General features: G+C 64.3%; 4 protein-coding genes. All 4 read left to right on the forward strand.

Going from position 1 to position 17,323, the window contains the following annotated elements; translation table 11 throughout:
- Nucleotides 1–4 precede the first annotated feature (4 nt).
- The 4 genes from NCS02_RS24580 to NCS02_RS24595 are packed head-to-tail and all read left to right on the forward strand — an operon-like array spanning nucleotide 5 to nucleotide 16,793.
- Nucleotides 5–9,547: a non-ribosomal peptide synthetase gene (locus tag NCS02_RS24580; RefSeq protein ID WP_250523318.1), complete on the forward strand. Its 9,543-nt coding sequence runs from the start codon at nucleotides 5–7 to the stop codon at nucleotides 9,545–9,547.
- 25 nt (nucleotides 9,548–9,572) lie between these two features.
- Nucleotides 9,573–14,534, forward strand: a complete 4,962-nt coding sequence (locus tag NCS02_RS24585) for a non-ribosomal peptide synthetase (protein WP_250523319.1) — start codon at nucleotides 9,573–9,575, stop codon at nucleotides 14,532–14,534.
- Nucleotides 14,535–14,547: 13 nt separating this feature from the next.
- Nucleotides 14,548–15,894 carry a lysine N(6)-hydroxylase/L-ornithine N(5)-oxygenase family protein gene (locus tag NCS02_RS24590; RefSeq protein WP_250503571.1) on the forward strand — a complete coding sequence of 449 codons (1,347 nt, stop codon included), beginning with the start codon at nucleotides 14,548–14,550 and terminating at the stop codon, nucleotides 15,892–15,894.
- A gap of 38 nt (nucleotides 15,895–15,932) precedes the next feature.
- Entirely contained in the window at nucleotides 15,933–16,793 is an 861-nt protein-coding gene (locus tag NCS02_RS24595) for a formyl transferase (protein ID WP_008347648.1), read from the forward strand.
- The last annotated feature ends 530 nt before the right edge of the window (nucleotides 16,794–17,323 follow it).

Consider the following 17,323-nt stretch of genomic DNA (forward strand, 5'->3'; position numbering starts at 1 on the left):
GCCGATGACGAGTTTTCCGACCGCGCTGCATCTTCGTATCAAGGCACTCGCGCGCCTTCAACCGGATGCGCCCGCCCTCGCATTCAATGCACATGACGACGCACGTCTCACACGCGGCGAACTGGATGCCCGCGCGTCGCGGCTCGCGGCGCGCCTGCGCGCTGCGGGCGTCGGCGCTGAAGTGCGCGTCGGCGTATGCGTCGAGCGTTCTTGTGAATTGTTCGTCGCGCTGCTTGCCGTGTTGAAGGCGGGCGGCGTATTCGTGCCGCTCGATCCGCATCATCCTGCCGCGCGTCTCGACTGGATCGCGGACGATGCGCGCCTCGCGCACGGCATCGTCGATCGACACGCCGACGATGCGATGCGCGCGCGCTTCACGCGATGCTTCGACGTAGAGCAAGACATCGCCGATGCGCCCACGCTCAACGACGCTGCGCCCGCGCATCCGCGCGCAGCCGCGTACATGATCTACACGTCGGGATCGACGGGCACGCCGAAGGCCGTCGTCGTCGAACATGGCCCGCTCGCCGCGCATTGCGATGCACTTGTGGCGGCGCTCGGCATCGGCGAGGGCGACAGCTTGCTGCACTTCGCATCGGTGAACTTCGATGCGGCGCACGAATGCTGGCTCGCGCCGCTGGCCGTGGGGGCGCGCGTCGTCATCACGGCGCCGCCGCCGTTCGCGCCCGAAGCAGCGCATACGTTGATCGAACGTGAACGCGTGAATGTGGCCGCGTTTCCGCCTGCTTATCTGCGCGAATTCGCTTCCGTTGCCGAGCGCAAAGGCGTGCCGGCCTCGTTGCGCGTGCTCGCGTTCGGCGGCGAGGCGCTGTCGCGTGAAGCGTTCGCGCGCGTGCGTCGTGTATTCGCGGCGCAGCGCCTCATCAACGGATATGGTCCGACGGAAGCCGTCATCTCGCCGATGCTCTGGCCCGTCGAGCCGCACGTCACGCCCGATCTCGACGATGCCGATGCGTATGCGTCGCTGCCCATCGGACGCGTGATCGGTCCGCGTGTCGCGCGCATCGACGATGGCGAGTTGCTGCTCGGCGGCGCGTGCATCGCGCGCGGCTATCACGGTCGCGCTGCGCTCACGGCGGAGCGTTTCGTGCCCGATGCTTCGGGCGAGCCGGGCGCGCGCATCTATCGCACGGGCGACCTCGCGCGCGAACGTGCCGATGGCGCCTACGACTATCTCGGCCGCATCGATGACCAAGTGCAGATTCGCGGCGTGCGCGTCGAGCCTGCGGAAATCGCCGCGTGTTTGCGCGCGCATCCATCCATTCGCGACGCAGCCGTGCTCGCCGATTCGACGAACGGACGCGTGCAACTAACCGCCTGTTTCACGCCCGCACATGAAGCTGTAAGCGATGCCGCGTTGAAGGCATATCTCGCGGAACATTTGCCCGCAGCCTGGCAGCCGCATCGGTATGTGAGGCTCGCGCGCCTGCCCTATACGTTGAACGGCAAGCTCGATCGCGATGCGTTGAAGAAGCAGGCGGATCGCGCAACGTCGATGTCGCGCGACGCGGATTACATCGAGCCGGCGACCGATACCGAACGCCGTCTCGCGCAAACTTGGCAGCGCATTCTCGACCATGCCGCGCCCATCGGACGTGCTGATCGCTTCTTCGAACGCGGCGGCGATTCGCTCGCGGCGATGCAGTTGCAGGCGGCGATCCGCATCGACTGGCGCGTGAATCTGCGGCTCGATACGATCTTCGACGATCCGCCGCTGCAAGCACTGGCCGCATCGATCGATGCGAGCGAGAAGGAGGCGAGCGACCCGGTCATCGTGAGAAGCGTGGTTTCGTCGGATGCGCCTTATGTCGATCGCGCGGCATCGTTCGCGCAGCAGCGCTTCTGGGTGCTCGCGCAAACGCGCGACGCGGGCGCGGCGTATCACGTCGCGGGTCGTTGGGACATCAGCGGCAGGCTCGATGTAAACGCATTGCAACGCGCGCTGGATCATTTGATCGAACGCCACGAGGCATGGCGCACGACGCTCGTCGAGAACGAAGACGGCGTCGTCATGCAGCGCATTCACAAGTCCTTACCGGTGACGATTCAGCGTGTGAATCACAGTTCGAATGCTGATGAAGAACGTCACGCGAGCGAAGCGTTCGACTTGTCGAATGGTCCGCTGTTGCGCGCGACGCTCGTATCGTCCGGCGATGAATCGCACCGGCTGATGCTGGCGGCGCACCACGCGATCACGGATGGCTATAGCTCGCGCATCGTCTTCGATGAACTCGCGCATGTTTATAGCGCGTACGCGCAAGGCCAAACGCCTTCGCTTGCCGCGTTGCCGATTCAATACGCGGATTACGCGCAGTGGCAGCGCGAACTCGTCGCGGGTGAAGAGGGCGCGCGTCAGCTTCGCTTCTGGCGCAAGGCGCTCGATGCCGCGCCTGAACCGCTCGCGCTTCCTTTGGATCGCGCGCGTCCAGCCGAACGCGATCATCGCGGGCAACGCGTAACGTTGCGCTTGTCCGCCGAAACGTCGAACGCATTGCGTCAGCTTGCACGCACGAAGCACGCGTCGCCGTTCGTCGTGTTGCTGAGCGCGTTCGACGCGTGGCTTCATCGGCTTACGGGCGCAAACGATTTCGTTGTTGCGACGCCGGTCGCGCATCGGCAGCGGCCCGAGACGGCGGCGCTCATCGGCCTGTGCCTGAACACGCTGGCGTTGCGTGCGCGCGTCGATGCGGCTCAAACGTTTTCCGATCTGATGGAAGCGACGCGCATTCATGCGCTCGATGCGTTCGCGCATCAGGACGTGCCGTTCGATCGCGTGCTCGATGCAGTGAAGCCGCCCGTCGCGCGTGGCGACGAGTGGCTGCGCGTGAAGCTCGCGCAGCAGTTCGATGCAGCGTTGACATCGACGTTGCCGAACGCATCGGCGATTGCAACGCCCGGCCCCGATCTCGCGGCGCGTTTCGATTTCGCGCTCGACTTCACCGACGATGTTCGCGGCATCGAACTCGTCGCGGCTTACGCGTGCGATTGCATCGATGAAGCCACCGCGCGCGCATGGCTTGCGAGCTTCGCGACGCTCGTCGCGGATGCGGTGCGCGATCCGTCGCGCCCGATCGCATCGCTCGATTGCATGCCCCAGCGCGACGTGCAACGAGGCCGCGCACTGAACTTCGAAGCCGACGATATCCTCGCGTTGATCGCGCATCACGCGAGCGCGACGCCTCATCGCATCGCGCTTGCGGACGCGCATACGCAGATCAGTTACGCCGAACTCGACGACGCATCGAACCGCATCGCGCTCGCGTTGCGTCATAAAGGCGCGAAGGCGGAGCAGGCGGTCGCGGTGTGCATCGAACGTTCGGTGCGCTTCGTCGTTGCGTTGATCGGCGCGATGAAGTCGGGTGCCTATGCGGTGCCGCTCGATCCGTCGATGCCGCACGCGCGCATCGATGCCGCGATCGACGCATGCGGCGCGCGTTTCGCGCTCGTCGCGATGAACGACGACAACGCGCCGCGCGCGCTCGGCAATGCTCAACTGCTCGATGTCGATACGCTCGCGCACGATGCATCGCTCGCGAATGCCGCCGTGCCGCGCGTGCAGCTTGCGCCTGCGCAGACCGCTTATGTCATCTTCACGTCGGGCTCGACGGGCGCGCCGAAGGGCGTAGCGGTGCCGCATCGCGCGCTCGCCGACTACGTGCAAGGCATGCTCGATGAACTCGCGTTCGCGCCTGGCGCATCGATGGCGATGGTCTCGACGGTCGCCGCCGATCTCGGTCATACGACGCTCTTCGGCGCATTGTGTTCGGGACGCACGCTGCATCTGTTGCCTGCTCGATGCGCGTTCGATCCGGATCGCTTTGCCGCAGAAATGCGCGTGCGCGAAGTGGGCGTGCTGAAGATCGTGCCGAGTCATCTGCACGCGCTGCTCGAAGCGCAGCATCCTGCCGATGTGTTGCCGTCGCATGCGCTCGTGACGGGCGGCGAGTCGTTGCCGTGGGCGCTGGTCGATCGCGTGAAGGCGTTGAAGCCTTCGTGCCGCGTCATCAATCACTATGGTCCGACGGAAGCGACTGTCGGCGCCATTGCGTGCGAAGCGTCTGCATTCGCCGACGATGAACGCAATGCGCAGAGCGTGCCGCTCGGACGCCCAATGCCCAATGCCGAGGCTTATGTTCTCGATACATCCGGCGCGTGCGTGCCGCCGGGCGGCATCGGCGAGTTGCATATCGGCGGGCCGGGCGTTGCGCTCGGTTATCTCGGACGCGCCGCGGCGACAGCGGAGCGCTTCATGCCGCATCCGTTCGTGCGCGGCGAACGCCTTTATCGGACCGGCGATCGCGTTCGTCTGCTCGCGGATGGACGTATCGCCTTCCTCGGCCGTCTTGACGATCAGGTGAAAATTCGCGGCTATCGTGTCGAGCCGGGCGAAGTGAGCGCGGCATTGGGCGCGATCGAAGGCGTGGCTCAGGCCGAAACATTGCCCGTCGATCGCGATGGGCGTCTTCAGCTTGTCTCGTTCGTGACCGGTTCCGCGCAAGACGATTCGACGTTGCGCGATGCGCTCGGCGCGCGCCTGCCCGACTACATGGTGCCCGCGACGATCGTCATGCTCCGCGCGTTGCCGATGACCGCCAACGGCAAGATCGATCGTGCAGCATTGCGCAGCATCGCATCGAAGCCGGTCGAATCCGTCGTAACGAGCGATACGCCGCGCGGCGACACCGAGGAAGCCATCGCCTCGGTATGGCAGGACGTGTTGAAGGCGAAGCACGTCGGGCGCGATGACAACTTCTTCGAGCTTGGCGGCGATTCGATTCTCGTGCTGCAAGTAATCGCGCGTCTGCGCAAGCGAGGCCTTCGCGTCACGCCGAAACAGGTTTTCGATAACGCGACAGTCGCGCAACTCGCGCTAGTCGCGAAGCCTGTCGACACGAACGAAGCGAAAGCGCCTGTCGTCGCGACGAAACAGGCGGATGGAAGCGCAGCGTTGACGCCCGCGCAATTGCGCTTCTTCGCACTCGACATTCCGCAGCGCGGGCATTGGAATCAATCGGTGGAATTCGACGCGAATGCATCGTTCGATCTCGACGCCTTTGCGCGCGCGTTGGATGCGCTGCTTACGCATCACGCTATCTTCAGGCAACGCTTCGAGCGCGATGGCACGACTAACGCATGGCGCATCGTGCGGGCATCGAAGGCATTCGATACGCTGCCGCTCGCAGCCGTCGCCGCGAACGATGAAACGGATGCGCTTGCGCAGTTCGATGCGATTCAGCGCACGCTCGACATTTCGCACGGGCCGCTCGCATGCGCGCTCGTTGCATCGCTTGCGGACGGACGCACGAAGCTCTATCTGGCAATTCATCATCTGATCGTCGATGGCGTGTCGTGGCGCATCCTGCTCGACGATCTGTCGAGCGCATATCAAGCGGCGCAGTCGCGCGGCACCGCGAGTCTTGCGCGTACCGGCGCGACGGCGTCGCAATGGGCCGCGCGCCTTGCGGCAGCGGCGCGTGACACACACTCTCCCTTCGCAGACGAGGCGAAATACTGGATCACCACACTCGCTGCGGGCGATGACCTGCGTCTCGATCATCCGCAAGCGAAGGCAACGAACGCAGACGCCGCGGTCATCGAACAGACGCTCGAAGTCGATCTCACGCGTGCCGTGCTCGCCGATGCCAACCTCGCCTATCGCACGCAGACGATCGAACTGCTGATCGCGGCGCTTGCTCATGCGACCGGCGCGACGTGCCGCATGGAGCTGGAAGGACATGGCCGCGAACCGCTCTTCGACGATATCGACGCAAGCCGCACGCTCGGATGGCTGACGAGTCACTATCCGGTTTCGATTCCGGTGCTGGCATCGCCGATCGAAACGCTCGCAGCCGCGAAAGACACGCTGCGCGCAGTGCCGAACAAAGGTCTCGGCTTCGGCGTGCTGCGCCATTTCGGCGACGATGCGACGCGCGCTTCGCTCGAAGCATTGCCGCGGCCGCGCGTGACCTTCAACTACCTCGGTCAGTTCGATTCGCTCGATTCGCGCGACGCAGCGTTCACGCCGCGCTTCGGCGGCGCGGGTTGCGAGCGCGATCCTTCCGGTCCGCTCGGCAACGCGCTCGCGATTCACGCTTATGTCGCCGATGGAGCGGAGCGCACGCTCAGGCTGCATTGGGTTTACGGCGCGACGCAATTCGAACGCGCGACGATCGAGGCGCTTGCGCAGCGATTCGAGGGCACGCTCGCCGATATCGTCGCTGCATGCGCCGGGCGCATCGCGATGAAAGGCGCAGGCGCGACGCCGGGCGATTTCCCGCTCGCCCGCGACGGCGGTTTGACGCAAGCGGCGCTCGAACGCCTGCCTGTGGATCTGCGCAGCATCGCCGATATCTATCCCCTCTCGCCGATGCAGCAGGGCATCCTGTTCCACTCGCTGTTCGCGCCTGAGCAGTCGACGTATGTGAATCAGTTTGCCGCAACGTTGATCGCGCCCGATGTAGACCGCCTGCGCGCGGCCTTCGAGGCTTCCGTGCCGCGTCACGACATCCTGCGCACAGGCTTTACCGCCGATGAAGCCGCACCGATGCAGATCGTGCATCGCCAGGCGCGCTTGCCTTTCGATGTGATCGACTGGCGCGAACGTAGCGATGCATCGGCCGCCTTCGAAACGTGGCTCGCCGACGATCGCGCGCGCGGCTTCGATCTTGCCGCGCCGCCCCTGATGCGCGTCACGCTGATTCGCGTCACCGACGATGAATGGCGCATCGTGTGGACGCGTCATCATCTGCTGCTCGATGGCTGGAGCACGGCCCGCATGTTCGCGGATGTCCTGCGCGACTACATCGAGCCGCCGCGCGCGCAGCCGTTCGTCGCGCACGCGAAGACGCGTTATCGCGACTTCATCGAATGGCTCGCGACACGCGATGCGCAAGCCGACCAAGCGTTCTGGACCGACCGTCTCGCACGCCTCGGCGAACCGACGCGCATCGCGCAGCGCGAAGCGAGCAAGGCGCCGACACTCGACGATCATCGCTCGTGGCGCGCGTCGCTCGACCCTGCGATGACCGCGCGTCTCACCGACGCCGCGCGCCGTCTGCGCGTGACGCTCAACACGCTCGTGCAAGGCGCGTGGGCGCTAGTGTTGCAGCGCATGACGCATCAGGCGAGCGTGGCGTACGGCGCGACGGTCGCAGGCCGCCCGGACTCGCTCGCCGATATCGACGGCGTACTGGGACTCTTCATCAACACGTTGCCGGTGATCGCCGAGCCGCTGCCGCAACGCGCCGCGTCCGCATGGCTGCGCGAATTGCAAGCGGATAACGCCGCAGCCCACGAACACGCTCACACGCCGCTCGCGGATATTCAACGCTGGGCAGGTCAAGGCGGCGGTGCGTTGTTCGACACGCTCGTCGTATTCGAGAACTATCCCGTCGATGAAGCATGGGCCGGCCGCGACGAACGCGCGCTAAAAATGCGCGCGTTGCGCAACATCGAAGCGACCGACTTCGCGTTGACGCTCGTCGTGGAGGCGGGCGAAGCTATCGTCATCGACTATGGATACGACGCGGCGCGTCTGGATGAATCGCGTGTGGCGGCACTGCATCGCGCGCTATCCACATGTCTCGACGCATTTGCGACGAACCCCGATGTGCCGCTCGGCACGATCGCGCTCGCGGATGACGTCGCGCGTTTCAATGCGACAGCGCGCGCATGGAGCGATATCGAAAGCCTGCCACTGCATCGGCAATTCGAACGCATGGCGAACGCCGCGCCCGATGCCATCGCGCTTGAGATGATCGCGGTCGACGGCATTGTGAATCGCATCACGTATGCGCAGTTGAACGAGCGCGCGAATCGCGTTGCCGCTGCGTTGCTTGCAGCGGGCGTCGCGCACGACACGGCGGTCGCGCTGTGCGTCGAGCGTTCGTTCGACATGGTCGTTGCACTGTTCGGCGTGTTGAAGGCGGGCGCGGCGTATCTGCCGATCGATCCGGATTACCCGGCGGATCGCATCGCCTATCTGCTCGACGATGCAAAACCCGCTGTCGTGTTGACGCAAACGCACTTGCGTGCGCGCGTGGAGTCGGTTGCTTCGACGGCGCGCGTGTTCGATGTCGATGCGCTCATGCAAGGCGACGCGACGCTCACTGCGTCCATCGACGTCACCGATGCGCATCTCGCGTATCTCATCTACACGTCCGGCTCGACCGGCAAGCCCAAAGGCGCGGGCAACACGCATGGCGCGCTGGCGAACCGTATTGCGTGGATGCAGGACGCCTATCGCCTGACGCGCGACGACGTCGTGCTTCACAAGACGCCGTTCGGTTTCGACGTTTCCGTATGGGAGTTCGTATGGCCGCTCGCGACGGGCGCGAAGCTCGCTATCGCCGCGCCCGGCGATCATCGCGATCCGGCGCGGCTCGTCGCAGCCATTGAGGCGCATCGCGTGAGCACGCTGCATTTCGTGCCGTCGATGCTCGCGGCGTTCGTCGCGCATATCGACGAGTTCGGCGATGCGAAGCGCTGCGCGAGCATCGAGCGAATCGTCGCGAGCGGTGAAGCGCTTGCGCCCGAGCTCGTCGCGCGCGTCGCGAGGCTCTTGCCGAACGCGCGGCTCCACAACCTCTATGGTCCGACCGAAGCCGCCATCGACGTATCGCACTGGACGTGCAGCGCGGACGATATCGAATCCGCTTCCGTACCTATCGGTCATCCGATCGCGAACCTGCAACTGCATGTGCTCGATGCAGCGCTTCATCCGGTGGCCGCGGGCGGCATCGGCGAACTCTATCTCGGCGGTGCGGGACTCGCGCGCGGCTATCTCGGACGGCCGTCGCTGACAGCGGAGCGCTTCGTGCCCGACCCGTTCGTCGCGGGCGCGCGACTGTATCGCACGGGCGATCTTGCGCGCCGCCGCGACGATGGCGCGCTCGACTATCTCGGCCGCATCGACACGCAAGTGAAGCTGCGCGGACAACGAATCGAGCCGGGCGAGATCGAAGCGCTGCTGCGCGCCGAGCCGGATGTGCGCGATGCGGTCGTGATCGTGCGCGACGAGCAGTTGATCGGCTACGTCTCATGCGCGGCATCGGAGACCTTCGATGAAAGCGCCGTGCTGAATTCGTTGCGTTCGCAACTACCTGCGTACATGGTGCCCGCGCGTGTGATGGCACTCGACGCGTTGCCGGTCACGCCGAATGGCAAATGCGACCGCAACGCGCTGCCGGCCCCGGCGCGAACGCAACGCATCGTGACGGCGGCGCGAACGCAGACGGAACGCGAACTCGCCGCAATCTGGCAGCGCGTGCTGCGAGTGGAGGCCATCGGCCGCGACGACGATTTCTTCACGCTCGGCGGCCACTCGCTGCTCGCGACGCAAGCGAACGCTCAGGCCAATCTGCACTGGTCGCTCACGTTGCCGCTGCGCACGCTGTTCGATGAACGCACGCTTGCGCGCTGCGCCGCCGCGATCGACGCCGCGCTGGCTTCACGCGATGAAAAGGGCGGCGCGCATGAAGCCGCGAGCGTCATCGATGCCTTGCTCGATGAACTGGAGACGCAATGAAAACCGCAAGTCAAAGAGGACACGCATGACGCAGGCCAAACCCGATCTGCTTTCGCTCGCGACGCGCTTCGCGCAGTTGCCCGATGCGCAGCGCAAGGTGTTCGTCGCGCGACTCGCTGATGCAGGCATCGACTTTCGCACGCTGCCGATTCCGCCGCGCACGCGAGGCGATGCGTGCGAAGCGAGCGTGCCGGCATCGTTCGCGCAGACGCGTCTGTGGCTGCATGCGCGCATGATCGACGAGCCCGCGGCGTATCACATCACCGAGCGCCTTCAGCTCGATGGCGCACTCGATGCGAATGCGCTGCGCCTTTCATGCGATGCGTTGATCGCGCGTCACGAAGCGCTGCGTACTACGTTCAGCGAGGGCGCGGACGGCGTGCTGCAAACCGTGCACGCGCCCATGCGCTGTCCGTGGCATTCGGTGAACCTCGAGCATCTTCCGGTCGCCGAGCGTGAGGCACGCGCCACGGCGCTCGCGCTCACCGATGAATCGCGTCCCTTCGATCTCGCTCACGCCCCGCTCGTGCGCGCGCATCTGATCAGACTCGATGCGAACACGCACTGGCTTTCTCTGACGACGCATCACATCGTGTCGGACGGGTGGTCCGCCGATATCGCGCTTGCCGAGCTTGCTTCGTTCTATCGCGCGTATGCGTGCGGCGAAGCGGTGTCAGTTGCGCCGTTGCCCATTCAATACGCGGATTTCGCGCTTTGGCAGCGTCGCTGGCTCGATGCGGGCGAGCGCGAACGTCAACTGGACTTCTGGCGCGCACGGCTCGATCCATCGCGCGACGTATTGATGCTGCCCGGCGCGGCAGCGCGTCCCGGCGAGCGCAGCGCGCGCGGTGCGCGCCATCTTTTCACGCTCGATGCAGCGCTTGCGGCGCGATTGCGCGTCATCGCAAGCGAATATCGCGCGACGCCTTTCGCCGTTTTGCTCGCCGCGTTGAGCGCGCTCTTCGCGCGCGCATCGGGCGAGGCGCATATACAAATCGGCGTGCCCGCGGCGAACCGCGAGCGTGCTGAAACGGCAGGACTGGTCGGCTTCTTCGTCAACACGCTGACGCTCGCTTCGCGCGTCGATGCAACGCAGTCGTTCTCGATGCTCGTCGATACAACGCAAGCCGCGCTCGTCGATGCGCAGTCGCATCAGGATGTGCCGTTCGAGCAGGTCGTGGAAGCGCTCGGCGTCGTGCGCAGTGCGAGTCATCATCCGTTGTTTCAGGTCATGGCGGCATATGGCGCGCGCCGCATGTTGCCTTCGTTCGCCGATGTGCGCGTGACCGAATTGCCTTCCGGCGCGCCGTTCGCGAAGTTCGATCTGACCGCGAACTTCGAGGAACGCGCGGACGGATCGCTTGCGGCCGCTTTCGTCTATACGCTCGATCTCTTCGAAGCGGATGCCATTGAACGCCTCGCGCGCCGCTTCGTCGAGTTGTTGAGCAATGCACTCGACGCACCGCCAACGCTCGTCGGCGATCTGCAATGGTTGCCGCAAGACGAACGCATGCAGCTCGACGCATGGAATCGCCATGCGCCTGAACATGCGCCCGAATTCGTCTCGGTGCATGAACGTATCGCACGCCATGCGCGTGCGCGACCGGATGCGCGCGGCGTCGCGGATATGGAGCGCGCCTTCACGCGTAGCGAAGTCGACGCACGCGCGACGCGCATCGCGCAGCGTCTCATCGATGCGGGCGTGCGCGCTGAAATGCGCGTGGGCGTCGCGTTGAGCCGTTCGGTCGATCTGCTCGTCGGCCTGATCGCGGCGCTCAAGTCGGGCGGCGCATTCGTGCCGCTCGATCCGAGTCATCCGCGCGAACGTCTCGCGCAGATTCTCGACGATGCGCGCATCGAGCACATCATCACCGAGCGCGCGAGCATCGATGCGTTGCCCCTTCCAGCGAGCGCACGCGTCCTGCTTCTCGACGATGAAACCCTCTACGCCGACGATGCAACATCGCGCATCGCATTGCCCGATGTCGTCGCGGAGCAAGCGGCGTATGCGATCTACACATCGGGTTCGACGGGCAAGCCCAAGGGCGTGATCGTCGATCACGGATCGTTCGCGCGCCATTGCGTCGCCATCGCGCAACGTTATGGCGCGACCGAGCGCGACACGTTCATGCTGTTCCAGTCGGTTAATTTCGACGGCGCGCACGAAGGCTGGTTCTCGCAGTACATCAGCGGCGCGGGGGTCGCGATCACCACCGATACGCTATGGCCACCCGCGCTGACCTGCAAGCTCATGCGCAGAGAGGGCGTGACGATGACCTACGTGCCGCCCGGTTGCGCGACGCAGCTTGCGGAATGGGCGCTCGTGCACGGCGCGCCGCCGACGTTGAAGTCGATCACGGTGGGCGGCGAAGCGACATCGCGTGAAGCCTTCGCGTTGATGCGCCGCGCGTTTCCTAATGCGCGCATCGTCAACGGATATGGTCCGACGGAGACCGTCATCACGCCGATGCTGTGGATGTTCAATCCCGGCGACGATCCCGCGAAGCTCGCGGATTGCGCCTATCTTCCGATCGGCACGCTTGTCGGCGCGCGCACCGCGCATGTGCTTGATGAGCGCTTGAATCCGCTGCCCGTCGGCGTGATCGGCGAACTGTATCTCGGCGGCGAAGGCGTGGGCGTCGCGCGCGGCTATCTCGATCGTCCTGCATTGACTGCCGAGCGCTTCGTGCCCGATCCGTATGGCGAGCCGGGCGCGCGTCTGTATCGCACCGGCGATCTCGTGCGGCGTCGCGCCGATGGCGTGTTCGATTTCATCGGCCGCGTCGATCATCAGGTGAAGCTGCGCGGCTTGCGTATCGAACTCGGCGAGATCGAAGCGCAACTCGCCGCACACGACGATGTGCGCGAAGCGTGCGCGGTCGTGCGTGGCAAGGGCGCGCACACCGCGCTCGTTGCCTATGTCGAATTGAAAGCCGATGCACGCGAACGCGCCGCGCTGGGCCGCGCCGCCGATGCCGCCGAACTCGATGCGCATCTGCGCCGCACGCTGCCCGATTACATGGTGCCGGCGCATATTGTCGTGCTCGATGCGTTGCCGCGCAACGCAAACAGCAAGGTCGATCGTGCGGTGCTTCCCGAACCGCCGAAGAAGGAGCGCATCCACGAAGCGCCCGCTGCGGGCACGGAAGCCGCGCTCGCGAAGATCTGGCGCGACGTGCTCGATGTCGAACGCGTGGGCCGCGGCGATCACTTCTTCGAACTGGGCGGGCATTCGCTCGCGGCCGTGCGTGTGGTGACGCGCATCGCCGAAATGCTCGGGCGCGATGTGCCCGTGCGCGCATTGTTCGAAACGCCGGTGTTGTCGCAGTACGCAAAACGCGTGTTGCAGGCGGGGCTGTGCGAGGGCGCATCCGATGCAGGCCAGAGCGTATTCGAGGCCGACGAACACGGCGTGTGGCCGCTTTCCGCGGCGCAACTCGGCCTCTGGTTCTTATGGCGCGCGCAGCCGAAAAGCGCCGCATACAACATTCCGGTCGCGTTGCGGCTGCACGGATCGCTCGATTCCGATGCGTTGCGCGAAGCGCTTGCGCAAGCCGCCGCGCGTCATCCGGCGTTGCGCACACGACTGGTCGAACGCGATGGCGCGTTGCCGGGTCAGCGCATCGTGCCGATGTGGCGCTTCGAGTTGCCTGTGATCGATGTTGCCGGCAGCATCGACAAAGCGAAGCGCATCACCGATGAAGACGCGCTCACGCCGTTCGATCTCGCCAGTGCGAAGCAACTCTGGCGCGCGCGTCTCGTGCGTCTCGCCGATGACGATCATGTGCTCTCGCTCGTCGTGCATCACATCGTCTCCGATGGCACTTCGATCGATATCTGGCTCGACGATATCCGCGCAACGTATGTCGCTTTGCGCAAGGGCGCATCGGTTGCAAAGCGCGCATCGAATGCGCTGGTGTTGCCTTCATCGGCGACGGGCGCGCGGCTCGCGTACTGGCGCGATGCGCTGAAGGATCTGACGGCGATTGCATTGCCCGCGCCGTCAGCGGGCCGTATCGAGAATCCGCAATGGCTCGCGAGCCGCATCGGATTCGATCTCGATGATGCGCTCATCGAACGCGCCCGCGCGCTCGCCGTGGAATGCCATGCCACGCTGCCGATGCTGCTGCACGCCGCACTCAACGCGGCGTTGCATCGCGTGACCGGCGTGCGCGATCAGCCGGTCGGCGTGCTCGCATCGACACGCGAATCGACGGGCGACAGCGCGCGCGATGCACTCGGACTCTTCATCAACGCAGTCGTCGTGCGCACCCGCATGACGCATGACGATACGCCCGCGACCTTGCTCGCGACCGTGCGCGATGCGGCGCTCGCCGCCTACGCACACGCCGACGTGCCGTTCGCCGATGTCGTGTCCGCGTTGAACGCGCAGCGTTCCGGCGCGGGCAATCCGCTATTCCAGGTGATGTTCAACTATCTGCGCCCCGCTGCGATGGCGACGCGCGACTGGGCCGGCCTCGCGATCGAAGGTTTCGACGATGTGCGTCATCGCGTCGTGTTCGACCTCGAACTGGACGTGACGGAGTATCCGGATGGCCGCGTGAGTTGCGCGTTCTCTTATGCGAACGAGCGCGTGGATGGGGCGTTCGTCGAAACGCTCGGTACTCGTTTTCTCGCGACTGTAGAGCTGTTTGCGCACGCGCCGCATGATGTATTCGACTCATGCGACGCCGCGTTCGAAAAGGCTGAAGGACTCGCGGCATCGATGGCATCGGATGAAGAGACCGATGAAGCGCGAGCGCTCGCGAGCCTATGGAGCGAACTCTTCGACGGCCAGACGCCCGCGCTGCACGACGATCTCTTCGCGGCGGGCGCGACGTCGTTCGCGGTCGTGCGCTTCGTCGATGCGGCGCGCAAAGCGGGCTTCGACATCGTTATTCATGACGTTTTCGCCACGCCGCATTTCGCAGGCCTCGGCGCGACGCTCGCACGCCGCGTCTCGCTTGCATCGATCAATGACATCTGAGAGACACAGGGAAATGAAAAAAGAAACCGTATTCGATCTGATCGGCGTGGGCTTTGGGCCGTCGAATCTGTCGCTTGCCGTGCGTCTTGCCGAAGAGCGCGGCGCGTCGAACATGACGCATTGCTATATCGAACGGCAAGCGGAATTCGGCTGGCATCGCGACATGCTGCTCGACGATTGCCGTATGCAGATTTCCTTCCTGAAGGATCTCGTCACGCAGCGCGATCCGACGAGCCGCTTCACGTTCATCAACTATTTGTTCGAGCGCGGGCGTCTGAACGAATTCGTGAACCTGAAGAACTTCTATCCGACGCGCGTCGAGTTTCACGACTATCTGAGCTGGGTCGCGCAAGCCTTCGATGATCGCGTGCATTACGGGCAGAGCGTGACGGCGATCGAACCCGTGCTCGAAGCGAATGGCGATGTGAGCGCGCTGCGCGTCGTATCGCAGGAAGCGGATGGGCGCGAGTGGCGTCGCGTGACGAAGGCATTGTCGGTCGGCGTCGGCGGCGCGGCGCGTGTGCCTGAGCCGTTCGCATCGCTCGGGCCGCATAACGTGATTCATTCGTCGGCGTATCTGAGTTCGATCGAGCGCGTCGCGGGCGATGGTCGCAACGGCAAGAAGCGCATCGCGATCATCGGTGCGGGGCAGAGCGCGGCCGAAGTTTTCGCCGATGTCACGCGGCGTTTTCCGCATGTCGATGCGACGCTCGTGATTCGCGCGAGCGCGCTCAAACCGGCCGACGATACGCCCTTCGTCAACGAGATCTTCAGTCCGGAGTTCACCGATATCGTCTTTGCGCAATCGGAAGATGGGCGGCGCTCGCTGATCGAGCGTTTCCGCGATACGAATTACGCGGTCGTCGATCGTCCGTTGATCGAGCAGATCTACGAAATGCTCTATTTGCAGAAGGTTTCCGATGAAGCGCGACATCGTTTGCTGGCGAATACGCTCATCGAAAATGCGGCGCGTCGCGCGAATGGCGAGATCGAGTTGACGATGCGCGACGTGCTGACAGGTCACGCGCGCGCCGAGCGCTTCGATGCGCTCGTGCTCGCGACGGGTTATCGGCGCGACACGCATCTCGCGCTGCTCGACGGCCTTGCGCCGCATCTGGGCGACGCGCTCGCGCAGCGCAATGTGGGCCGCGATTATCGGCTTGTCACGCCTTCGAACTTCAGGCCGCGCATCTATTTGCAAGGCTGCTGCGAAGACAGCCACGGTCTTTCCGATACCTTGCTTTCGGTGTTGGCTGTGCGCTCGGATGAGATCGCGGCATCGCTTGCCGATGCCGGACAGGAACACGCCGTGAAGCAAGCGGCGGAGACGAGCGGCAGCCGCATGGCCGTGGCGCTTTGAAAACTATTACTGGCGATGTTTGAAACGAGCGGCAATCAATGACGAAGCTAAAACTGGTCTACATCATGTCCTTGCGCAACGCGGCGGCGGATCGCGCGGGACAGCATATCGAATACAAGGGCGGCACGCGGTATATGAAGTCGCCGCTGGAGTATCTCGTCGAGCAACTCAATGGATCGCCGTTGGGCGATCTCTATTCGCTCGAAGGCGTGATCTACGACGATGACGAAGGCTCGCCGCGGGATCGCGAAAAACTGGCTGGATATGGTTTTCGTTATGCGCCGGGAGGGCAGTGGATTCATCCGCCGGAGCTCGCGGTGCGGGGCGTGCCGGTGACGAGTCTTCTTCATGCGATTCCTTCTTCTTATCGGCGGTTGGCTTTGGATGCGGTGAGCGAGCGGGCGGCGCAGAAGAGCGCGTTCGAGAAGCGTTTGCTGGAGAAGCTGCGTGCGCTCGATGCGGACTTCGTCGTGCTCGACGGGCTGCTCGTGATTCTCGATGAACTCGTTCGGCCCGGTGCGGAATTTTGCCGGCGTATTGCGAATATTCATCCTGGGATTACGCGGCTTGGTTCGCCGTTTGAACGGCGAGGGGCTTATGCGACGCTCGATGCCTTGCATGGGGCGCGTGGCGAGCGCGTAGTCGATTGGAACGCGATGCGCGTTGAACCGGCGCCGGTGATCGACCGGACAGGCGCTTCGTTTCATTACGTCGATAACGGGATCGATTCTGGTGAAGTCATCTTTGATGTGCTTGGCACTAGCATCGATCCTTTAGATTCCATTCTCGAACTGCGCTGGAATAATTTTCAGCGGAGTCTGTTTCCTGCTTTGGACGGCGGGCTGCTTGCTATGGCCGGGGTGTTGGCGCCGGATCCCGATTACGTGTCGGTTTGTTAGCGTTGCCCCTTTGCGGGGCGGCACCTACTTTCTTTGCTGTAGTCGCCGGATCCCGTATTCGCGTCGGTCTATTAGCGTTGCCCCTGTGCGGGGCGGCACCTACTTTCTTTGCTGCTGCAAAGAAAGTAGGCAAAGAAAGCAGCTTTTCAAGCCCGCGGTCACACGCAATTTGGGTAGTCCTCTCGTCCTAGGCGGCACTCGCCTAAAGAGTGCCCTCAAACACCTAATCGGGCTTGGCTCGCGCACGGTCTGCCGCCCAATAACTTCGAGGGCGCTGGTTCAGCACGAAAGAGCTTCGGCACAGCGCTACGCGCTGCCGCCGGGTATGCAAGGGACACCAAAGGGCGGCGATTGCAGTGAGATTGAGACGTTAGTAGCGAAGCACACGCAGACCCGATTGACCGGTCGGCCGCGAAGCGGGCTGGAGCTATTTGGTGCTGAACCAGTTTGGTGTGTGGTGCGATGAGACGGACCGTGCGCGAGCCAAGCCCGATTAGGTGTTTGAGGGCACTCTTTAGGCAGCCCACGAT

Source organism: Caballeronia sp. NCF2 (assembly GCF_023631205.1).
In the GTDB taxonomy this organism is placed as follows: domain Bacteria; phylum Pseudomonadota; class Gammaproteobacteria; order Burkholderiales; family Burkholderiaceae; genus Caballeronia; species Caballeronia zhejiangensis.